Annotated in this window: 25 protein-coding genes; 19 read left to right on the plus strand and 6 right to left on the minus strand. The window is 68.8% G+C overall.

Going from position 1 to position 20,861, the window contains the following annotated elements:
* Positions 1–146 precede the first annotated feature (146 nt).
* From AC1DSA_RS07850 to AC1DSA_RS07860, 3 genes are all read left to right on the plus strand, one after another.
* On the plus strand, positions 147–452 hold the full coding sequence (locus AC1DSA_RS07850; protein WP_477887764.1) for a hypothetical protein: 306 nt from the start codon (positions 147–149) through the stop codon (positions 450–452).
* Positions 453–640: 188 nt separating this feature from the next.
* The gene (locus tag AC1DSA_RS07855) at positions 641–889 is read left to right on the plus strand and encodes a hypothetical protein (RefSeq protein ID WP_477887766.1); all 249 of its coding nucleotides are present in this window, start codon (positions 641–643) and stop codon (positions 887–889) included.
* Positions 890–958: 69 nt separating this feature from the next.
* A complete protein-coding gene (locus AC1DSA_RS07860; RefSeq protein WP_477887768.1) occupies positions 959–1,396 on the plus strand; it encodes a DUF192 domain-containing protein in 438 nt (145 codons plus the stop codon).
* Positions 1,397–1,458: 62 nt separating this feature from the next.
* Here the strand turns inward: AC1DSA_RS07860 and AC1DSA_RS07865 are convergent, their stop codons facing one another.
* Complete coding sequence (locus AC1DSA_RS07865; protein WP_477887770.1) at positions 1,459–2,040, minus strand: superoxide dismutase; 582 nt, start codon at positions 2,038–2,040, stop codon at positions 1,459–1,461.
* Between the two features lie 35 nt (positions 2,041–2,075).
* The gene (xseA, locus tag AC1DSA_RS07870; RefSeq protein WP_477888042.1) at positions 2,076–3,383 is read right to left on the minus strand and encodes an exodeoxyribonuclease VII large subunit; all 1,308 of its coding nucleotides are present in this window, start codon (positions 3,381–3,383) and stop codon (positions 2,076–2,078) included.
* A 368-nt stretch (positions 3,384–3,751) separates the two neighbouring features.
* Here xseA and AC1DSA_RS07875 point away from each other — a divergent pair, with 368 nt between their 5' ends.
* From AC1DSA_RS07875 to adk, 6 genes are all read left to right on the plus strand, one after another.
* Positions 3,752–4,384 carry a MotA/TolQ/ExbB proton channel family protein gene (locus AC1DSA_RS07875; protein ID WP_477887772.1) on the plus strand — a complete coding sequence of 211 codons (633 nt, stop codon included), beginning with the start codon at positions 3,752–3,754 and terminating at the stop codon, positions 4,382–4,384.
* Complete coding sequence (locus AC1DSA_RS07880; protein WP_477887774.1) at positions 4,381–4,809, plus strand: ExbD/TolR family protein; 429 nt, start codon at positions 4,381–4,383, stop codon at positions 4,807–4,809. The genes AC1DSA_RS07875 and AC1DSA_RS07880 overlap by 4 nt, the downstream gene beginning before the upstream one ends.
* Entirely contained in the window at positions 4,806–5,837 is a 1,032-nt protein-coding gene (gene lpxK, locus AC1DSA_RS07885) for a tetraacyldisaccharide 4'-kinase (RefSeq protein ID WP_477887776.1), read from the plus strand. The genes AC1DSA_RS07880 and lpxK overlap by 4 nt, the downstream gene beginning before the upstream one ends.
* Positions 5,776–5,982: a Trm112 family protein gene (locus AC1DSA_RS07890; RefSeq protein ID WP_477887778.1), complete on the plus strand. Its 207-nt coding sequence runs from the start codon at positions 5,776–5,778 to the stop codon at positions 5,980–5,982. Before lpxK ends, AC1DSA_RS07890 begins: the two co-directional genes overlap by 62 nt.
* Before the next feature lie 8 nt (positions 5,983–5,990).
* Positions 5,991–6,749 (plus strand): 3-deoxy-manno-octulosonate cytidylyltransferase, encoded by a 759-nt coding sequence (gene kdsB / locus AC1DSA_RS07895; RefSeq protein WP_477887779.1) that lies wholly within the window; start codon positions 5,991–5,993, stop codon positions 6,747–6,749.
* Between the two features lie 145 nt (positions 6,750–6,894).
* Positions 6,895–7,554, plus strand: a complete 660-nt coding sequence (gene adk, locus AC1DSA_RS07900) for an adenylate kinase (protein WP_477887781.1) — start codon at positions 6,895–6,897, stop codon at positions 7,552–7,554.
* Here adk and AC1DSA_RS07905 read toward each other — a convergent pair.
* The gene (locus tag AC1DSA_RS07905; RefSeq protein ID WP_477887783.1) at positions 7,551–8,486 is read right to left on the minus strand and encodes an asparaginase; all 936 of its coding nucleotides are present in this window, start codon (positions 8,484–8,486) and stop codon (positions 7,551–7,553) included. The genes adk and AC1DSA_RS07905 overlap by 4 nt on opposite strands.
* Positions 8,487–8,553: 67 nt before the next feature.
* On the opposite strand from AC1DSA_RS07905, the gene lexA reads away from it, so the two are divergent.
* Positions 8,554–9,228 (plus strand): transcriptional repressor LexA, encoded by a 675-nt coding sequence (gene lexA, locus AC1DSA_RS07910; RefSeq protein ID WP_477887785.1) that lies wholly within the window; start codon positions 8,554–8,556, stop codon positions 9,226–9,228.
* Between the two features lie 110 nt (positions 9,229–9,338).
* A complete protein-coding gene (locus AC1DSA_RS07915) occupies positions 9,339–9,629 on the plus strand; it encodes a hypothetical protein (RefSeq protein WP_477887787.1) in 291 nt (96 codons plus the stop codon).
* Here AC1DSA_RS07915 and AC1DSA_RS07920 read toward each other — a convergent pair.
* Entirely contained in the window at positions 9,610–10,125 is a 516-nt protein-coding gene (locus AC1DSA_RS07920) for a DUF1993 domain-containing protein (RefSeq protein ID WP_477887789.1), read from the minus strand. The two genes, AC1DSA_RS07915 and AC1DSA_RS07920, sit on opposite strands and share 20 nt — an antisense overlap.
* 94 nt (positions 10,126–10,219) lie before the next feature.
* On the opposite strand from AC1DSA_RS07920, the gene AC1DSA_RS07925 reads away from it, so the two are divergent.
* The 7 genes from AC1DSA_RS07925 to AC1DSA_RS07955 all read left to right on the plus strand — a co-directional run bounded on the left by AC1DSA_RS07925 (position 10,220) and on the right by AC1DSA_RS07955 (position 17,975).
* Positions 10,220–11,227 carry a D-2-hydroxyacid dehydrogenase family protein gene (locus AC1DSA_RS07925; RefSeq protein ID WP_477887791.1) on the plus strand — a complete coding sequence of 336 codons (1,008 nt, stop codon included), beginning with the start codon at positions 10,220–10,222 and terminating at the stop codon, positions 11,225–11,227.
* A gap of 92 nt (positions 11,228–11,319) precedes the next feature.
* A complete protein-coding gene (locus AC1DSA_RS07930) occupies positions 11,320–12,465 on the plus strand; it encodes an MFS transporter (protein ID WP_477888044.1) in 1,146 nt (381 codons plus the stop codon).
* A 27-nt stretch (positions 12,466–12,492) separates the two neighbouring features.
* A complete protein-coding gene (locus AC1DSA_RS07935; protein WP_477887793.1) occupies positions 12,493–14,013 on the plus strand; it encodes a 3-hydroxyacyl-CoA dehydrogenase in 1,521 nt (506 codons plus the stop codon).
* 1 nt (position 14,014) lies between these two features.
* Complete coding sequence (locus AC1DSA_RS07940) at positions 14,015–14,794, plus strand: oxepin-CoA hydrolase, alternative type (protein WP_477887795.1); 780 nt, start codon at positions 14,015–14,017, stop codon at positions 14,792–14,794.
* A gap of 53 nt (positions 14,795–14,847) precedes the next feature.
* Complete coding sequence (locus tag AC1DSA_RS07945) at positions 14,848–15,573, plus strand: Crp/Fnr family transcriptional regulator (RefSeq protein WP_477887797.1); 726 nt, start codon at positions 14,848–14,850, stop codon at positions 15,571–15,573.
* Positions 15,570–16,673, plus strand: coding sequence for a phosphotransferase family protein (locus tag AC1DSA_RS07950; protein ID WP_477887799.1), 1,104 nt, complete (start codon positions 15,570–15,572; stop codon positions 16,671–16,673). The genes AC1DSA_RS07945 and AC1DSA_RS07950 overlap by 4 nt, the downstream gene beginning before the upstream one ends.
* Before the next feature lie 27 nt (positions 16,674–16,700).
* Positions 16,701–17,975, plus strand: coding sequence for an acyl-CoA dehydrogenase family protein (locus AC1DSA_RS07955; RefSeq protein ID WP_477887801.1), 1,275 nt, complete (start codon positions 16,701–16,703; stop codon positions 17,973–17,975).
* Between the two features lie 34 nt (positions 17,976–18,009).
* Here AC1DSA_RS07955 and AC1DSA_RS07960 read toward each other — a convergent pair whose 3' ends face one another.
* Positions 18,010–18,693, minus strand: a complete 684-nt coding sequence (locus AC1DSA_RS07960; RefSeq protein ID WP_477887803.1) for a hypothetical protein — start codon at positions 18,691–18,693, stop codon at positions 18,010–18,012.
* Between the two features lie 57 nt (positions 18,694–18,750).
* Here AC1DSA_RS07960 and AC1DSA_RS07965 point away from each other — a divergent pair, with 57 nt between their 5' ends.
* Positions 18,751–19,449 carry a glutathione binding-like protein gene (locus AC1DSA_RS07965; protein WP_477887805.1) on the plus strand — a complete coding sequence of 233 codons (699 nt, stop codon included), beginning with the start codon at positions 18,751–18,753 and terminating at the stop codon, positions 19,447–19,449.
* A 3-nt stretch (positions 19,450–19,452) separates the two neighbouring features.
* Here the strand turns inward: AC1DSA_RS07965 and AC1DSA_RS07970 are convergent, their stop codons facing one another.
* Positions 19,453–20,859, minus strand: coding sequence for an MFS transporter (locus AC1DSA_RS07970; protein WP_477887807.1), 1,407 nt, complete (start codon positions 20,857–20,859; stop codon positions 19,453–19,455).
* Positions 20,860–20,861 lie beyond the last annotated feature (2 nt).

Raw genomic sequence — 20,861 nt, forward strand, 5'->3', positions numbered from 1 at the left:
ACCTGCAAATTCTAGCCCTCAAACTGTCGCGCCCCTTTCAACAGGCCGCGGCCCCGCGTGTCAACCAGCTGAGCCTTTGCCACGTTTCCGAAGGGTCTGACATTCCCGTCGGGCTTTTCATAACGATCGATCTGAAGGAAATTTCCATGAGCAAGCTCCTCGCCGCCCTGGTTGCCGGTCTGTTCTCCGCCGCCGTGTTCGCCCAAGCCACGCCCGCCACCCCGGCGACGCCCGCCGCCCCGGCTGCTCCGGCCAAGGCCGAAGTGAAGGCTGCTCCGGCCAAGGCCGAAGTGAAGAAGGAAGAAGCGAAGAAGGAAGACAAGGCCGCCGCCAAGACCGAGAAGAAGGACGAGAAGGCCGCCGCCAAGGCCGACAAGAAGGCCACCGCGAAGGCCGACAAGAAGGCTTCCACCAAGAAGGAAGAAGTGAAGAAGGAAGAGAAGAAGTCGTAATCCGACTGCTTCCTGATTTCCTCCAAAGCCGCCTTCGGGCGGCTTTTTCGTGGGCGCCTGCTTTCCCCTCCTTACTTTCCCTGACGCAACGACGTGTCAACCGCCGGGAACGAGCCGCCGTTACGGATGGGCCGCCCGGCTGTTCCGGGAGGTCTTGAATCCCGAACAATCCCGAAAGGACCTTTCCCATGAGCAAGCTGCTGGCCGCCCTGGTCGCCTCCCTCTTCGCCGTTTCCACCGCTTTCGCCGCCTCCCACGCTGGCGCCCCGATGGCTGGCGCGTCCGGTGCCAAGGCCGAGACCAAGACCGAAGCCAAGCCTGACGCGAAGGCCGAGAAGAAGGCGTCCACCAAGAAGACTTCGACCAAGAAGACTTCGACCAAGAAGACCACCGACAAGGCTGCCGCCGACCCGGCCGCCAAGAAGGACAAGAACTAAGTTCTTCGCCTTGTCGACAGATGCCCGCCTCAGCGCGGGCATTTTTCTTGGAGCACCCACAATAGCGCCATGAAGAAGTCATTCGCCTTCGCCGCCGCCCTGCTGGCCTGCGCCGCCTTCGCGCAGGAAGAGCCGCAGATGAACCTGCCCCGCGTGAAGCTGGCGTCCGGCATGCACGTCATCGACGCGCAGGTGGCCACCACGCCCGACCAGCGAGCCACCGGCCTGATGCACCGCAAGGAGATGCCCCAGCACGAAGGCATGCTCTTCGTGTTCGAGGGTCCGTCGCAGCAGTGCTTCTGGATGAAGAACACGCTGTTGCCGCTGTCCGTGGCCTTCGTCGCCGACGACGGCACCATCGTCAACATCGACGAGATGAAGCCGCAGACCCTGGACTCCCACTGCTCCGCGCGGCCCGTGCGCTACGTGCTGGAGATGAACACGGGATGGTTCTCGAAGAAGGGCATCAAGCCCGGGCAGAAGCTCGCCGGACCGCCCTTTCAGTGAAACGACGCCGCAAGCGGCGCCGCCCAAGGACAAGGGCCCGTCAGGGCCCTTGTTTTGTCTGGTTACGCGAAGTTCTTGGACGCGAAGTCCCAGTTCACCAGCTTGTCGAGGAAGGTCTCGACAAACTTGGGGCGCAGGTTGCGGTAATCGATGTAGTACGCGTGTTCCCACACGTCCACGGTCAGCAGCGCCTTGTCGGCGGTGGTGAGCGGCGTGCCGGCGGCACCGGTGTTGACGATGTCGACGGAGCCGTCCGGCTTCTTCACCAGCCAGGTCCAGCCGGAGCCGAAGTTGCCCACGGCCGACTTGACGAACGCTTCCTTGAAGGCCTGGTAGCTGCCCCACTTGCCGGTGATCGCCTGGGCGAGCGCACCGGTGGGTTCGCCGCCGCCGCTGGGCTTCATGCAGTTCCAGAAGAAGGTGTGGTTCCACACCTGGGCGGAGTTGTTGTAGATGGCGCCCGAGGACTTCTTGATGATGTCCTCCAGCGGCATGTTCTCGAACTCGGTGCCCTTCTGCAGGTTGTTGAGGTTCACAACGTACGCGTTGTGGTGCTTGCCGTGGTGGTACTCGAGCGTCTCGCGCGAATAGTGCGGGGCCAGCGAATCGATCGGGTACGGCAGGGGGGGCAGGACGTGTTCCATCTTCTTCCTCGTGGTGTGGGGTTGGACGAGCGATTCTAGGGACGAATCGCACGGCCGGGCAGCACGCGCAGATCAACCTCGCCATCGGCAAGGGCGGCTCGCACGTCCTGTTGCGCATGCAGCTGGTGCGCGCTGGTGATGGGATGCCCCGACGCGGCATCGGTGAGCAGGGCGTAGCCCCGCTGCAGCACGAGTCGCGGATCGAGCAACTGCAACCTCAGCGCAAGCCGTTCGCACTGGCGCGTGCCGCGTTCCAGGCGCTGAGTGAGGGCCGTGCCCAGCGTCGCTTGCGCCTGCGTCCATCCGTCGTGGCCGTTGCGCACGCGCGCGGCGACGGCGAAGCGCAGCCGCTGTGCCTGCCGCTCGATGCGCAGGTGCTGCTGGGCGGTGCGCGCCGAAGGACGGCCCAGGTGCGCCGCTCCCTGGTCGAGCCGCTGGCTCGCCCGGTCGATGCGGCGCCATGCCGCTTCGCGCAGCCGCTCATGCATCAGTCCCAGCGCAGCCAGCCACGTCTCCTGCGGCTGCGCGGCCAGTTCGGCCGCGGCGGTCGGCGTGGGCGCGCGCACGTCGGCGCAGAAGTCGGCGATGGTGAAGTCGGTCTCGTGGCCGACGCCGCTCACCAGCGGCACCGGACTCGCCACGATGGTTCGCGCCAGCTGTTCGTCATTGAAAGCCCACAGGTCTTCGAGCGAGCCGCCGCCGCGCACGAGCAGGATCACGTCGACCTTGCCCTGCTCGGCCAGTCGGTACATCGCCCCCAATGCGTCGACCAGTTCGCCCGGCGCCTGGCTGCCCTGGACCGATGCCGGTGCCAGGACCACCGGCACGTGCGGGGCACGTCGCCGAAGGCAAGTCACCACGTCATGCAAGGCAGCGGCGCCGAGCGAAGTGACGATGCCGATGCCGCGCGGCAGCAGCGGCAGGTCCCGCTTGCGCGCGCCGTCGAACAGGCCTTCGGCTTCCAGCTTCGCCTTCAGGCGCAGGAACTGTTCGAACAGCGCACCCTGCCCCGCGCGGCGCATGCTCTCGACGATCAGTTGCAGGTCGCCCCGCGGCTCGTACACGCCGAGACGCCCGGTCACCTCGACCAGTTCGCCGTCCCGGGGCGCGAAGTCGAGGAGCCCCGCGGCGCGCCGGAACATGGCGCAGCGCACCTGGCCCTGCGCGTCCTTCAGCGAGAAGTAGCAGTGGCCGCTGGCCGCACGCGAGAAACCGGAGATCTCGCCGCGCACCGCGACCGGATTGAAGCGCGCCTCGAGCGCGTCGGCGATGGCGCGGCACAGCGCGCCGACCGACCAGATCCGGCGCGCCGAAGCCGCCGTTGCCTCTCCGTCCGTCAGCAAATCACCCACCCCCAGGGTAAACCCGATGGAAATTCATCCACAGCGTGCAACGAACTGGCATGCCAACACGGAAACCCGCGCGGACGCTGATTTTTCCGAGCAAGTCATTGATTTCAAAAGAGAAATTCCTGCTCATTTCGTCATCGTTTTGTCACAACTGAGCATTGGCGCGGGTCGCCGCGGGATGCAGGGGGATTTCTCAACAAAGTTATCCACAAGATTTGTGAGTGTCGTCCTACGGCCACGTAGACAAGTCCTACGGATGCGGCGAGGGATTCCTACAGGCGAAAGACCGCCATAATCCGCCGCACGAGAGGCGCAGCAAAACGCCTTCGGCAGTCGTAGAGAGTTCCCCGGCGGAGTACCCCTTGCTTTCGATCATACAAGCCGCAGGCTGGCCGATCTGGCCACTGGTTGCCTGCTCCATCCTCGCCCTCGCCCTGGTCATCGAGCGCTTCCTGAGCCTCAAGACCGCCAAGATCGCGCCGCCCCGCCTGCTCGATGAGGCCCTGGCCGTGTCCAGGGTCTCGGTGCCCGCGCCCGACGTGGTCCGCCAGCTCGAGCAGAACTCGGCACTGGGCGAGGTGCTCGCCAGCGGGTTTCGCGCGCTGAACTCGGACCCCCGCTGCACGGAGGCCGACCTCCGCGCCAACATGGAGAGCACGGGCCGCACTGTCGCCCACCGCCTGGAGCGGTACCTGAACGCGCTGGCCACCATCGCGTCGGCCGCTCCGCTGCTCGGCCTGCTGGGCACCGTGATCGGCATGATCGAGATCTTCGGTTCGCAGAGCGCGGCCGGCGGCGCCACCGGCGGCAACCCCGCGCAGCTGGCGCACGGCATCTCGGTCGCGCTGTACAACACCGCGTTCGGGCTGATCGTCGCCATCCCCGCGCTGATCTTCTGGCGCTACTTCCGCGCCCGGGTCGACGAGTACCTGCTGACGCTCGAACTGGCCGCGGAGCGTTTTGCGCGCCACCTGAACAACCTGCGTCGCGCATGAACTTCCGCCCGCGTCCCAAGGACGAGCCGGAGATCAACCTGATCCCGTTCATCGACGTGCTGCTGGTCGTGCTGATCTTCCTGATGCTGACCACCACGTACAGCAAGTTCACCGAGATGCAGCTGAAGCTGCCCGTGGCGGACACCGAGGCGCAGCGCGACTACCCGAAGGAAGTCGTCGTCGCCGTGTCCAGCGACGGCCGCTACATGGTCAACAAGCACCCGGTGCGCGGCCGCACGCCGGAAGCGCTGGCCGAGGCGCTGACGGACGCGGCGAAGGCCGGCAAGGACTCCGTCGTCATCATCAGCGCCGACGCCACGGCCACCCACCAGTCGGTGATCACGGTGATGGAGGCGGCGCGCCGCATCGGGCTGTCGCAGATCACCTTCGCCACCCAGTCGTCCACCCAGGCCGGGAGCAAGTGAACGCGCTGCAGCGCGCCTGGCTGCACCGCGGCCCGGCCGCGTGGCTGCTGGCTCCCCTGTCCCTCGTCTACCGCGCGCTCGCTGCGCTCGATCGCACGCTCCATGCGCGCGGCCTGCGCCGGCGTGAACGGCTGGCGGTGCCGGTCGTGGTGGTCGGCAACGTCATCGCGGGTGGCGCCGGCAAGACGCCGGTGGTGCTGGCCATCCTGGAACACCTGCGCGCGCGCGGCATCGCCGCCGGGGTCGTTTCGCGCGGCTACGGCCGCTCGGGCGAGGCTTGCGTCGAGGTGCATGCGCAGGACGACCCGGCTTCGGTCGGCGATGAGCCGCTGCTGCTGAAGCAGAAGTCCGGCGTCCCGGTGTTCGTCGCGCCGCGGCGAGCCGACGCGGGACGCGCGCTGCTCCAGGCGCATCCCCAGACCCAGGTGCTCGTCAGTGACGACGGCCTGCAGCACCACGCGCTGGAACGCGACCTGGAGATCTGCGTGTTCGACGCCCGCGGCGTCGGCAACGGCTGGCTGCTGCCCGCCGGTCCCTTGCGCGAACCGTGGCCCCGGCCCGTGGACCTGGTGCTGCGGCCGGAGCAGCTGCCGCAGCTGGGTGGCCACCCGTTGCGGCGCGCGCTCGCAACGGAGGCCATCCGCGCCGACGGCGTGCGCCGCACCCTGGCCGAACTGCGGCAACAGCCGGTCCATGCGCTCGCTGGCATCGCCAATCCCGAAGCCTTCTTCTCGATGCTGCGTGACGCGGGCTTCACCTTGGCCGGCACGCATGCGCTGCCGGACCACCACGCCTTCACCGAGGGCGACACCCTGCCCGCCGGGCCGCTGGTGTGCACCGAGAAAGATGCGGTGAAGCTGTGGCGCCTGCGGCCGGACGCCTGGGCCGTGCCGCTGCAGCTTTCGGTGCCTGCCGCGTTCTGGCAGGAGTTCGATCGGCGGCTTTCCGCGCGGCTATCATCGCCGCATGGATCCCCGCCTGATCGAGCTGCTCGTATGCCCCGTGACCAAGGGGCCGCTGGACTTTGACCGCGAGCGCCAGGAGCTGCTGTCGCGCAGTGCCCGCCTCGCCTATCCCGTGCGTGACGGCATCCCGCTTCTGCTCGAGGAAGAGGCCCGCACGCTGAGCGACGAAGAGCTCGAGCGCCTGCCCCCGCGCACCCCGCTGGTTTAGCGCGCGCCGTGGGCTTCACCGTCCTCATCCCCGCGCGGCTCGCCTCCACCCGCCTGCCCGATAAGCCGCTGGCCGACATCGCCGGCCTGCCCATGGTCGTGCGCGTGGCGCAGCGTGCCGAACAGTCGTCCGCCGCCCAGGTGGTCGTTGCGGCCGACAGCGCGCGCATCGCCGACGCCTGCAGCCGCCACGGGGTGCGTGCCGTGCTGACCCGGCCCGACCACCCTTCCGGCAGCGACCGGCTCGCCGAAGCGTGCGAGCTCCTGGGCCTGGCGGGCGACGACGTGGTCGTCAACGTGCAGGGCGACGAGCCGCTGATCGATCCCGCGCTGGTCGACGCCGTGGCCGCGCTGCTGGAAGACCGCCGCGAGGCCAGCATGAGCACGGCCGCGCACCCCATCGGGAGCGTCGCCGACTTCATCAATCCCAACGTCGTGAAGGTCGCACTGCAGGCGGATGGCCTGGCGCTCTACTTCAGCCGCGCGCCCATTCCCTGGTGGCGCGACGGTTTCGCGCAAGGCGTGCAGGCCCTGCCGGACCCGGCGCCGCTGCGCCACGTGGGCATCTATGGCTACCGCGCCGGCTTCCTGCGCGCTTTCCCCGGCATGCCGCAGGCGCCGATGGAATCATGCGAGGCGCTGGAGCAGTTGCGCGCCTTGTGGCACGGCCACCGGATCGCGGTGCACGTGACCGCCAGCGCCCCGGGCGCGGGCGTCGACACGCCCGAGGACCTGGAGCGCGTGCGCCGCCTTTTCGCTGGCAAATAAGGCCGCCGCGGTCACGACTTTCCAGCCCTGCGCGTAAGTTCCGCGCAGGAGGGTGCATGCTATCCTCCGAGCCAACAGGCGCGAAGGCGTGGCGAAACGCCGGCCCGCAGTGCCGGACGATTCGAAACCATCCGAGGACTCCCCCATGAGACTGATCCTGTTGGGCGCGCCAGGCGCCGGCAAAGGAACGCAGGCCACCTTTCTCTGCCAGAAGTACGGCATCCCGCAGATCTCCACCGGCGACATGCTGCGCGCGGCGGTGAAGGCCGGCACGCCGCTGGGCCTGGCAGCCAAGAAGGTCATGGACTCGGGCGCGCTGGTCAGCGACGACATCATCATCGGGCTCGTGCGGGAACGCATCACGCAGCCCGACTGTGCCAAGGGCTTCCTGTTCGACGGCTTCCCGCGCACCCTGCCGCAGGCGGAGGCGCTGAGGAAGGCCGCCGTGAAGATCGACTGCGTGCTGGAGATCGACGTGCCCTTCCAGGCGATCGTCGAACGCATGAGCGGACGCCGCGCGCATCCGGCCTCGGGCCGCACCTATCACGTCAAGTTCAATCCGCCCAAGGTGGACGGCAAGGACGACGTGACCGGCGAGCCGCTGATCCAGCGCGACGACGACAAGGAAGACACCGTGCTCAAGCGCCTGGAGGTGTACGCCGCCCAGACGCGTCCGCTGGTGGACTACTACGCCGCCTGGTCCAAGGCCGACCCGAAGAACGCGCCGCAGGTCCGCAAGATCGACGGCATGGGCGAGGTCGACCAGATCACCGAGCGCGCGCTGCAAGCCCTCGCGGACTGCTAGCGCATCAACTCCAGCAGAAGGGCGATCCGGGCCTTCACGGGCGACAGTCCGTCGGCCGAAGGCAGGCGGTCGCCCGCGTGCGGCAGTACCCGGCCCTGCGCGCAGCGCGAACTGCGCAGCACCACGACACCTTGCTGCTGCGCCTGCAGCAGCGCGTCTTCCAGCGCATGGTGCACGGTGCCGTTGCCGGTGGCGGCTACGACCAGGCCTTTCACGCCATCCGCCGCGAGGGCCCGCACGATCGCGCCGCCGGCGCCCGCATGGCTCATGACGATCTCGACCCTGGGCCACGCCTCGGGCTGCGGAAGCGATGCGGCATCGCGCAGCGCAGGCCCCTGCGGCCACGCGCGCAACATGCGCAGCCGGCCTTCTTCCACGTAGCCCAGCGCGCCGGCGTCGCCGCAGGAGAACGCATCCAGCCGGTAGCCGTGCACCTTCTGCACGTCCGCGGCGCCGTGCAGCGCGCCCGCAAACACGACGCACACGCCTTGCGCCAGCGGTGAGGCCGCCACGGCGATCGCGTCCGTGAGATTCTGCGGGCCGTCCGGCGCCGAGGACGTCGCCGGGCGCATCGCGCCGGTCAGCACCACCGGCTTCGCCGGCGCCAGCACCGACTGCAGGAAGAAGGCGGTTTCCTCCATGGTGTCCGTGCCGTGCGTGACGACGATGCCCGCGACCTCGGGCTGCGCGAGCCAATGCATGCAGCGCTGCGCCAGCTTGCACCAGGTGGCGAAGTCCATGTTCTTGCTATCGAGCTGCGCCACCTGCTCGGCGTGCAGTTCCACGTCCGCTGCCGCCGGCAGGCCCGCCAGCAGGTCCTGCACACCCACCTCGCCCGCGCGGTACCCGAGGTTGTCCGCGGCGGAGGCGGCACGGCCGGCGATGGTGCCGCCGGTGCCCAGGACGACGATTCTTCTGCGACTCACTTGCATTCCCGTCCAAACTGTTTAAAAATACAGATACTGGATATCAACACAGTAACCAGCCGGAGCCCGCCCCATGATGGACACACCGAAGCTGACAGCCCGCCAGCAACAGATTCTGGACCTGATCCAGAGCGCCATCGCGCGCACCGGCGCGCCGCCCACCCGCGCGGAGATCGCGGCCGAGCTCGGCTTCAAGTCCGCGAACGCGGCAGAAGAGCACCTGCAGGCGCTGGCGCGCAAGGGCGTCATCGAACTCGTCAGCGGCACCTCGCGCGGCATCCGCCTGCAGAGCGAGGCCCTGCGCTCCATCCACGAATCACGCGTCAAGCAGTTCCAGTTGCCGCTGCAGGGGCTGGCGCAGCTGGCACTGCCCCTCATCGGTCGCGTGGCCGCCGGCTCGCCGATCCTGGCGCAGGAACACGTCGACCAGACCTACTACGTCGAAAGCGGGCTGTTCCAGCGGCGGCCCGACTACCTGCTCAAGGTGCGTGGCATGTCGATGCGCGACGCCGGCATCATGGACGGCGACCTGCTCGCGGTCCAGGCCACCAAGGACGCGAAGAACGGCCAGATCATCGTCGCGCGCCTGGGCGAGGACGTGACGGTCAAGCGCTTCCGGCGCAACAAGCACCTGATCGAACTGCACGCGGAAAACCCGGACTACCCCACGATCGTGGTGGAACCGGGCGAGCCCTTCGAGGTCGAGGGCGTGGCCGTCGGCCTGATCCGCAACACCATGCTGATGTAAATCCCCGCGGCTTCCGCAGGTGGCAGGCGTATGGCGAGCGGTCGCCATCACCCTGCGGCCGCCGCATGTCCAACCAATCCTGCCTGTGTCTTTCCGACAGGAGCTGTCACATGGCAACCGCATTCCTCTTTCCCCTGGCCAACCTGTTCGCGCGCCTGCAGGCCTTCGCCGCCTGGCTCGCCCCGCGTCCCGCACCCGTGCCCCGCGTTGCGGTGCCAGCGCCCGTTCAGCGCATGGCGGCATCGCGCCCGGCCATGCCGTTGCGCGTCGTGCGCGTGCTGGAGCCGAGCGCGCCGCGCGCGGTGGCGGGGCGCATGGTCATCTCCGGGCGGCTGGCGGACGTCTGCGCGGAGCTCGAACGCCTCGCCGCCCAGGAATCCGTCAGCGCTGCCCGCCCGTGAGGTAGTCGGTCTTGCCCAGGTCCACGCCGTTGTGGCGCAGGATGTCGTAAGCAGTCGTGACGTGGAAGAAGAAGTTGGGCAGCACCCAGGTCGTCAGGTAGGCCTGGGCCTTCATCGTCCGGGTGGTGTCGCGGCCGACCGGGAAGGTGATCTCCCTGTCCTCGGTGCCGTCCACCTTGGCGGCGGGCACGGTGGCCAGGAAGTCCAGCGTTTTCTGCACGCGGGCCTTCAGCTCCGGGAAGGTCGCCTCGTTGTCCTCGAACTTCGGGGCCTCCACGCCCGAGATGCGCGCCACGCCGTTCTTGGCGCCGTCGCAGGCGATCAGGATCTGGCGGGTGAAGGGCAGCATGTCCGGCGCCAGGCGGGCGGCCGCCAGCACTGCGGGATCGATCTTGCGCGCCTGCGCGTTGGCCCCGCCCTTGTCCAGGATGTGGATCAGGTTGCGCAGCATGTGCTGGAACAACGGCACGCTGGCCGTGTACATCGACATCGCCATTCGAGAGTCTCCTTGTGGGGGTGAACCCGCGATGCTAGCGCCCCGGCAACAGCCCCGCCGACGGCCGGGCATGCGCCGAGGCACAATCGCGGGGATGAACATCGTGATCCTCGACGATTACCAGGACGCGGTCCGCAAGCTGCAGTGCGCGTCCAAGCTGGAAGCCTATCCGGCCAAAGTCTTCACTAACACCGTCAAGGGCATCGGCCAACTTTCCGTGCGCCTGCGGGATGCCGACGTGATCGTCCTGATCCGCGAACGCACCCACATCACCCGCCAGCTGGTGGAAAAGCTGCCGCGCCTGAAGCTCATCTCCCAGACCGGCCGGGTCGGCGCGCACGTCGACATCGAAGCCTGCACCGAGCGCGGCATCGCCGTGGCCGAAGGCGTGGGCTCGCCCATCGCCCCGGCGGAACTGACCTGGGCGCTGATCATGACGGCCATGCGCCGCCTGCCGCAGTACATCAGCAGCCTCAAGCACGGCGCCTGGCAGCAGTCCGGGATGAAGTCGGGCTCCATGCCGCCCAACTTCGGCGTCGGCATGGTGCTGCGCGGCAAGACACTGGGCATCTGGGGCTACGGCAAGATCGGCCAGCTGGTCGCCGGCTACGGCAAGGCCTTCGGCATGCGCGTGCAGGTGTGGGGCAGTCCCGAGTCGCGCGCCAAGGCGCTCAGCGACGGCCTGCTGGCCGCGCCCAGCCGCGAGGCGCTCTTCACCGAAAGCGATGTGCTCAGCCTGCACCTGCGCCTGAACGAGGAGACCTTCGGCGTCGTCAAGCTGGAGGACCTCAACCGGATGAAGCCGACGGCGATGATCGTGAACACCTCGCGGGCCGAACTGATTGAGCCCGAGGGGCTCATCGCCGCACTGAACCGCGGCCGCCCCGGCATGGCGGCGATCGACGTGTTCGAGAGCGAACCCATCCTGCAGGGCCATGCCCTGCTGCGGCTGGAAAACTGCATCTGCACGCCGCACATCGGCTACGTCGAGCAGGAAAGCTACGAGCTGTACTTCGGCGCCGCCTTCGACAACGTCGTCAACTACATCAAGGGCACGCCCACGAACATCGTGAACCCCGGCGCCTTGCAGGTACGCCGCTAGGGTCTTCCCAAATGGCGGATGATGCGCCGCCATCCGGAGGGACCCCGCCCTTGTCGACCACCACCGCCCTCGCCGCCACGGACCGTCCGGCCATGCCGTCCGTGCTGTGGCCGCTGCTGTTCGGCAACTTCGTGATCGGCACCGGCGTGATGACGGTGCCGGGGACCCTCAACGACATCAGCAGTTCGCTGGCGATTTCGGTGGCCACCGCCGGCCAGCTGATCACGGCCGGCGCCGTGCTGATGGCCCTGGGCGCGCCCCTGTGCGCCGCCCTGGTGGCGGGATGGGACCGCCGGCGCCTGCTGGCCCTGTCCATGCTCTGGTACGCGCTGCTGCACCTGGCCTGCGCCCTCGCGCCCGGCTTCGCGCTCCTGCTGCCGCTGCGGGTGCTGGCCCTGCTGGCTCCCGCCATCTTCACGCCGCAGGCCGCGGCCTGCGTGGGCCTGCTGGTGCCGCCCGAACAGCGCGGACGCGCGATCACCTTCATCTTCCTCGGCTGGTCCGTGGCCTCGGTGCTGGGCATGCCGATCGCCGCGTTCGTCGGCGGCACGCTGGGCTGGCGCAGCGCGTTCGGCGTGGTGGCCCTGCTCAGCGTCGTCGCCGCGGCCTGGGTTTGGCGCTCCATGCCCGATGGCGTGAAGCCGCCGGCGCTGTCGGCGGCAGCCTGGAAGGAAACCTTCCGGTCCCGGGCGCTCATGACGACCGTGGCCGTGACCGTGCTGTACGCCGCGGGCCAGTTCGTGCAGTTCTCCTATTTCGCGCCCTACTTCAAGCAGAGGCTGGACATCACGCCCGGTGCGCTCAGCCTGTACTTCATGTGGTTCGGCGCCTTCGGCCTGGTGGGCAACATGGTGATGTCGCGCTACATCGACCGCGTCGGCGCGCCGCGCTCGGTGATGGTGGGCATCGTGCTCATGGCGATCAGCCTCGCGCTGTTCCCGCTGGGCACCACGCTGTGGCTGGCGGCGCTGGTGAGCATTCCGTGGGCGCTGGGCTGCTTCTCCTCCAACTCGGCGCAGCAGGCCCGGCTGGTGGGCATCGCGCCGCCGCTGGCGGCTGCGTCGGTGGCGCTCAATTCGTCCGCCATGTACGCGGGCCAGGCGATCGGCGCGGCCAGCGGCGGCTGGCTCATCACGCGCGGCGGCATGGATTCGCTGCCCTGGGCCGGCGTCCTCGGCCTGCTGGCCGCCATGGCCGCCAGCGCCCTGGCGACCCACTACACCCGCCGCGGAGTGTGAGTCCCGCCGGGCCCCGATAATGGCCCGATGGAGACACGTTTCAAGACGGTCGGCGTCGCCGGATCTGGCGCCATGGGACGCGGCATCGCGCAGATCGCCGCGCAGGCAGGCAGTGTCGTGCGGCTGTACGACACCCAGCCGGCCGCGGTCGAGCGCGCCATCCAGGAACTGGGCGCGCAGTGGGACCGGCTGCAGGAGAAGGGGCGCATGGACGCCGGCGCCGTGCAGGCCGCCAAGGAGCGGCTGCGCAGCGCCGCCAGCCTGGGCGACCTTGCCGACTGCGACCTCGTGATCGAGGCGGTGGTCGAGCGGCTCGACGTGAAGCAGTCGCTGTTCGCGCAACTGGAGGTCATCGTCGGCGCCGATGCCGTGCTCGCCTCCAACACCTCCTCGCTGTCCGTCACCGCCATCGCGGCCAAGCTGCAGCGGCCGCAGCGCGTGGCGGGCTACCACTTCTTCAATCCGGTGCCGCTGATGAAGGTGGTGGAAGTGATCGCCGGGATCAAGACCGATCCCGCGGTGTGCGAAGGCCTCACCGCCTATGCGCGGCAGATGGGCCACACGCCGGTGCAGGCCCAGGACACGCCGGGCTTCATCGTCAACCACGCCGGCCGCGGCTACAACACCGAGGCGCTGCGCATCGCGGGCGAAGGCGTGGCCGATTTCGCCACCATCGACCGCATCCTGCGCGACCAGGTGGGCTTCAGGCTGGGGCCGTTCGAGCTGATGGACCTGACCGGCCTCGACGTCTCGCATCCGGTGATGGAGTCCATCTTCCGCCAGTACTACGACGAGCCGCGCTACCGCCCCAGCGTCATCGCGGCGCAGCGCGTCGCCGGCAACGTGCTGGGACGCAAGACCGGCGAAGGCTTCTACCGCTACGTCGAGGGCAAGGCGCAGGTGCCGGCCGAACCCGCTGCCCCGAAGGTCGACGAGTTCCCGCCCGTGTGGGTCTCCACGCGCGCGGCGCGCCGTTCCGAGCTGCTCCAGCTGCTCAAGGATCTCGGTGCCAAGGTGGAGACCGGCCAGTCGCCTTCCGCGCAGGCGCTGACGCTGGTGGCGCCGCTCGGCTTCGACGTCACCACGGTGGCCGTGGTCGAACGGCTCGATCCGGCGCGCACGATCGGCATCGACCTGCTGGTGGAGGACAGCGCCACCAAGCGGCGCGTGCTCGCCACCAATCCCGCCACGCGCGCCGACATGCGCGATGCGGCGCACGCCCTGTTCGCGCGCGACGGCAAGCCGGTCAGCGTGATCCGCGACTCGGCCGGCTTCGTCACGCAGCGCGTGGTGGCCACCATCGTCAACATCGCCGCCGACATCTGCCAGCAGCGCATCTGCTCGCCCAAGGACCTGGAGACGGCCGTCACGCTGGGCCTGGGCTATCCGATCGGCCCGCTGGCGATGGGCGACCGCTGGGGGCCCACCAACGTGCTGGAAGTGCTGTTCAACATGCAGACCGTGTATGGCGACCCGCGCTACCGCCCCAGCCCCTGGTTGCGCCGGCGCGGCGCCATCGGCCTGTCGCTGCTGCAGGAAGAGGCCTGACATGGCCGCCGAACTGCAAAGCGCCAGCCACGGCCGCACGATGGTGCTGACCATCAGCAACCCCGAGCACCGCAATGCGCTTGGGCCGGAGATCTACGCGGCCGGTGTCGAGGCGCTCAACGCGGCCGACAGCAATCCCGAGATCGGCAGCGTGGTGATCACGGGGGCGGGAACCACGTTCTGCGCGGGCGGAAACCTGCAGCGCCTGCTCGACAACCGGCAGCGGCCCCGGGAGGTCCAGGCGCAGTCGATCGAGGGGCTGCATGGCTGGATCGATGCGATCCGCACCTTTCCCAAGCCGGTGATCGCGGCGGTGGAAGGCGCCGCCGCCGGCGCCGGCTTCTCGCTGGCACTGGCCTGCGACTTCATCGTCGCGGCCGACGATGCGGTGTTCGTGATGGCCTACAGCAGCGTTGCGCTGTCGCCCGATGGCGGCGGCACCTGGAGCCTGGCGCGCGCCCTGCCCCGCCAGCTCGTCAGCGAACTGCTGATGGGCGGCGAACGCATCGCGCCGGCCCGGCTGCACCAGCTGGGCATCGTCAACCGTGTCGTGACCGCCGGCGGCGCGCTGGATGAGGCACTGGCCCTGGCAGGACGCCTGAACGAGCGCGCGCCCAATGCCCTGGCCAGCATCAAGGAACTGGTGAACGACGCGGCCACCGCCACCCTGACGCAGCAGCTCGCCAGCGAAAGCGACCACTTCGTGCGCAACCTGCACCATGCCAACGGCGGCATCGGCATCCAGGCCTTCCTCACCAAGCAGAAACCCCGCTACTCCTGAAGGGTCCCGCACGCGACAATCGCGCCGAGCGCCAGTCGCTCACAAGACAGACCATGGACGACCCCATTCTTACCATTGAAGAACGCGCAGCGATCAACAACGGCCGCTGGTTTTCTTCCCTTTCGCCCTCGCTTCGCCACGACATCCTCCGATGTGCCTACGTCAAACGCTACAAGGACGGCGAGCTGATCTGCGCGCGCGGCGATCCGGCCGAGTCATGGAGCGGCGTGGCGCGCGGCGCGGTGCGGGTGAGCTCCACCTCCATCACGGGCAAGCAGGTCACGCTGACCTACGTCGAGCCGGGGATCTGGTTCGGTGACGTCGCAATGTTCGACGGCGAACGCCGCACGCACGACGCCTATGCGCACGGGGACACCACCATGATGATGGTCTCGCGCGCCGACGTGCAGAAGATCCTGTCCCAGCACGTCGAGCTGTACGAGGCGCTGCTGCGCCTGCACGCCCGCCGCATCCGCACGCTGTTCGGCCTGGTCGAGGACCTGAACACGCTGCCGCTGCGCGCACGCCTGGCCAAGCAGCTGGCGCACCTGGTGCGCAGCTACGGCGTCCCGTCGCTGGCCGACGGCGGCGAGGTGCGCATCGGACTGCACCTGGCGCAGGAGGAACTGGCGCAGCTGCTGGGCGCCTCGCGCCAGCGCGTCAACCAGGAACTCAAGCAGATGGAGCGCGAGGAAGTGATCCGCATCGAGCCGGGCGGGCTGGTCGTGCGCAACCGCGACGCCCTCATGCGCATCATCGAATCGGACACCGAGCGATGACCGACACTTATGAGCATTTCGTCGGCACCCGCGCGGTGTCCGACCAGCACGCCTTCGACGTGGCCGCGCTCACGGCCTGGCTGGAAAAGAACATCGAAGGCTTCCGCGGCCCGGTGACTGTGGAGATGTTCAAGGGCGGCCAGTCCAATCCCACCTACAAGCTGCTCACGCCCGGGCGCAACTACGTGATGCGGTCCAAGCCCGCGCCCGTCGCCAAGCTGCTGCCCTCGGCGCACGCCATCGAGCGCGAGTTCGCCGTCATGAGCGGCCTCCACGGCACCGGCGTGCCGGTGCCGCGCATGTACGGCCTGTGCGAGGACGAGTCCGTGATCGGGCGCGCCTTCTACATCATGGAGTGCATGGAAGGCCGCGTGCTGTGGGACCAGGCGCTGCCGGAGATGACGCCGGCGCAGCGCGGCGAGATCTACGACGAAATGAACCGCGTCATCGCGGCACTGCACACCGTGAAGTTCGCCGAGCGCGGCCTGGCGGGCTACGGCAAGCCGGGCAACTACTTCGACCGCCAGATCGGCCGCTGGAGCAAGCAGTACAAGGCCTCCGCCGACGGCGCCGGCCCCATGAGCCAGCCGATCCCGGACATGGAAAAGCTGGTCGAATGGCTGCCGGCGCACATCCCGCCGGCGGCGCGCGACGAGTCCAAGGTCTCGATCGTGCACGGCGACTACCGCCTGGACAACGTGATGTTCCACGCCACCGAGCCGCGCATCGTCGCCGTGCTGGACTGGGAGCTGTCCACGCTGGGCCATCCGCTGGCGGACTTCAGCTACCACTGCATGGCCTGGCACATCCCGCACCCGGGCCGCGGCATCGGCGGGCTGGACCTCGCCGCGCTCGGCATCCCGGCCGAAGAGGATTACATGCGCCGCTACTGCGAGCGCACCGGCCTGGCCACGGTCGACGAACTGAAGGCCGACTGGAATTTCTACCTGGCCTACAACCTGTTCCGCATCGCCGCCATCCTGCAGGGCATCGCCAAGCGGGTGGAGGCCGGCACCGCATCGAGCGCGCAGGCCGTGGCCTCGGCCGCCGGCGCGCGGCCGATGGCGGAACTCGCGTGGTCCTTCGCGCAAAAGGCCTGATCCCGTTTCACCGAGGAGAGATAGCACATGGACTTCGACTACCCCGCCAAGACCAAGGAACTCCAGGCGCGCCTGCAGAAGTTCATGGACGAGCACATCTACCCGAACGAGGGCACGTACAAGAAGCAGCTGCAGGAGAACACCGATGCGGGCAAGCGCTGGTCACCCATCCCCATCATCGAGGACCTGAAGAAGAAGGCGCGCCCGGCCGGCCTGTGGAACCTGTTCCTGCCCGTGGACACCGCGCAGGCCTCCGGCTACAAGGGGGCCGGCCTCACGAACCTGGAATACGCGCCGCTGGCCGAGATCATGGGGCGCGTGCCATGGTCGTCCGAGGTGTTCAACTGCTCCGCGCCCGACACGGGCAACATGGAAACGATCGCCCGCTACGGCTCCGACGAGATCAAGGCGCGCTGGCTCAAGCCCCTGCTGGAAGGGGAGATCCGTTCGGCCTTCGCTATGACGGAGCCGGAGGTCGCATCGTCTGACGCCACCAACATCCAGACGCGCATCGAGCGCCAGGGCGACCACTACATCGTCAACGGCCACAAGTGGTGGATCTCCGGCGCGCCCGATCCGCGCTGCAAGGTCTACATCACGATGGGGAAGACCGACCCGGACGCGCCGCGCCATTCGCAGCAGAGCATGATCGTGATCCCGGCGGACTCGCCCGGCATCCGCATCGTGCGGCCGCTGGACGTGTTCGGCTACGACGACGCACCGCACGGCCACGCCGAGATGTACTTCGAGAACGTCAAGGTGCCGGCCGGCAACATCCTGCTGGGTGAAGGCCGCGGCTTCGAGATTGCGCAGGGCCGCCTCGGCCCGGGCCGCATCCACCACTGCATGCGCCTGATCGGCCTGGCCGAGCGCGCCCTGGAACTGATGTGCCGCCGCGCGTCCTCGCGCGTCGCCTTCGGCAAGACCGTCGCCCAGCAGACCGTGACGCAGGAGCGCATCGCCGAGGCGCGCTGCAAGATCGACATGGCGCGCCTGCTCACGCTCAAGGCCGCCTGGATGATGGACGTGGCCGGCAACAAGGCCGCCAAGACCGAGATCGCGATGATCAAGGTGGTGGCTCCGAGCATGGCCTGCCAGGTGATCGACTGGGCGATGCAGGTGCACGGCGGCGGCGGCGTCTCCGGCGCCTTCCCGCTCGCGCAGGCCTATGCCAACGCGCGCACCCTGCGCTTCGCCGACGGCCCGGACGAGGTGCACCGCAATGCCATCGCCAAGTGGGAGCTGGGCAAGTACGGCGCCTACGGCAAGGACGCGGAGCCGGCCGTCACGCGCGGCGCGTGAGGGGAAGCAGGGGCCGCCCGCATGGGCGGCTCGCTCATTTCCTGAAGGCGTCCAGCGCGCTCTCGCAAGCCGCCACGAACACGTCGCTGGCGTGGTCGAGCGTGCGGGTGCCCGCGGGCATGAACTGCATGCGCATGTAGCACTTGCTCCGCTGCAGCACGACCATGAAGGGCACGGTCGCCAGCGGTTGCGGATCGGGCCAGTCCATCAGCAGCGAAACGAGCGCGTCGTCGACCCAGGCGAGCGCGTTTTCGCGCTTGTCCGACAGCACGGCGTAGCGATCCCAGAAGGCCGCGGGCGGGCCCTCCCAGCCGATCTCGTCGTACATGGCCAGCCAGCGCATCTCTTCCGGCAGGCGGGGATCGGCCGTGGTCTGCAGGGTGTCCGTGATCATGCTGTAGGCCCGGCGCTCCAGGGCATCCTTGAGCGGCCGGTTGATGATCATCGCGCCGACGTCGTCGTACACGCCCAGTTCGGCGCGCGCCCGCAGTTCTTCCCCGGCGACGTAATCGCGCGAAGGCCGTCCGAGCTCCATGCGCCAGTTGCGGCCTCCGACCTTCCCCTGCATCGCCATCGTGCTGCCCAGCGTGCCGCCCGAAAAGGTCATGCCGCGCGATGCGGCCCATTCGGACACCGGCCCGTGGCGCGAGTGCGATGACGCGTTGTCGTCGTGCGCTGCGGCCCGTCGGTGAAAGGCCTTCTTGATGCTGTCGAACATGCGCGGTCGGATTGGCCTAAAGTGCCGGCATTATGGAGTGAAACAGGAGGTTACAACGTGGAGAAGATCAAGGTGTATTCCTGGCCCACACCGAATGGGCACAAAGTCCATGTGATGCTGGAGGAATGTGGCCTTTCGTATGAGGCGATCCCCGTCAACATCGGAGCGGGCGAGCAGTTCCGGCCCGACTTCCTGGCGATCAGTCCCAACAACAAGATCCCCGCGCTGGTCGATCCGCACGGCCCGGACGGCGCGCCGATCTCGCTGTTCGAGTCCGGCGCCATCCTTGTGTACCTCGCCGCGAAGACGGGCCGCTTCCTGCCGGCCGGCGACCGCGCGAAGTACGAAGTGCTGCAGTGGCTGATGTTCCAGATGGGCGGCGTCGGCCCGATGCTGGGACAGGCGCACCACTTCCGCATGTACGCGCCCGAAAAGATTCCCTACGCGATCGACCGCTACTCCAACGAGGCGCGCCGCCTCTATGGCGTGATCGACAAGCGCCTCGCGCAAAGCGAATGGCTGGGCGGCGCCGAGTATTCGATCGCGGACATCGCCACCTTCCCCTGGCTGCGCAGCTGGCAGAACCAGGGCGTGGTGATGGAGGAGTACCCGCAGCTGCAGCGCTGGTTCGACACCATCGCGGCGCGGCCGGCGGTGCAGCGGGGCGTGAAGGTGCTGGCGGACCTGCGCAAGCCGATCACCGACGACAAGGCGCGCGAGGTCCTGTTCGGCGCCACCCAGTACCAGCGGCGCTGAGCGTCACGCGCGCAGGCGCAGCAGGCTGAACACCGCCGATGCGCCCGCCAGTGCGGCCGCCAGGCCCAGCGCGATCGCGGGTCCACCTTCGCGCACCCCGGCCACGCTGAAGATCAATCCGAGCAGCACCGCGCCGAGCGACTGGCCCGTCAGCCGCGCGGTGCCCAGCATGCCGCTCGCGGCACCCGCGCGGCGCAGCGGCGCAGTGGTGACGATCGTGTGGTTGTTGGGCGACTGGAACAGGCCGAACCCGATACCGCACAGCGCCAGCGGCGCTGCGATCCGCCAGGCGGCCGGCGCATCGGGCAGCACGGCGCACAGCGCGAGCCCCGTGGCCAGCAAGGCGAGGCCGATGCCCCCCAGCAGCCCGCCTGGAACGCGGTGGATCATGCGGCCCGCGAACGGCGCCGTCAGCACGATCGCCGCCGGCCACGCGGTGATCAGCAGTCCGGCCTCGAAGTGGCCGCGGCCCTGCCCTTCCAGCAGCAGGAAGGGCAGCGCGATGAAGGCCAGCGTCTGCGCGGCGAAGGCGGTCACCGAGGTGCACATGGACAGCGCGAAGATCGGGATGCGCAGCAGGTCCACCGGGAACAGCGGCGCCGGCTGCCGCCATTGCCGCCGCAGGTAGATCCAGCCGACCGCCACGCCCGCCAGCAGCAAGCCCAGGGCGACCGCGATCCGCTGCCCATCGGGCGCCGCGCCGCGGCGCGCCCCGAAGGCATCGGCGGCCAGGAACACCAGCGAAAACATCGCCATGTTCAGCAGCACGTCGACCAACTCCAGTCGCGCGTTCGACGGCGACGCCGTGTTGTGCGGCAAGGCCCGGTGCGCCAGCACCAGCACCCCGATGCCCAGCGGCAGCTGGATCAGGAACAGCCAGGGCCACGATGCGATGGACAGCACCACGGCCGCGATGCTGGGGCCGGCCACGGAGGCCGTCGCGACCACCACCGAATTCAGTGCGATGCCGCGACCGAGCACGTTCGACGGATAGGTCAAGCGCACCAGTGCGGCGTTCACGGCCATCATCCCCGCGGCGCCCAGGCCCTGCACCGCGCGCGCGAGCGCGAGCGCCAGCAGCGATGGCGCCAGCACGCAGGCCAGCGATGCGAGCGTGAACACGGCCAGTCCCACGATGTACACGCGCCGGTAGCCCACGCGCTCGCCCAGGTGCGCGCACGGCAGCAGCAGCGAAAGGATGGCGAGCTGGTAGGCGTTGATCACCCACACCGCCGCGGACGGCGACGCGCCGAAGTGGCGCGTGATGTCGGGCAGCGCGAGGTTGAGGATGGTGCTGTCCAGGACCGACAGCGCGATGCCCAGGATGATGGCCGCCATCGCCCCGTACCGCTGGGGCACCGGCAGGCCGTCGCGCGCCGCCGCCTGTTCTCCCCTCGCTTCCGTCCGCATGT

This window comes from Ramlibacter sp. P4_H7, from assembly GCF_056400765.1.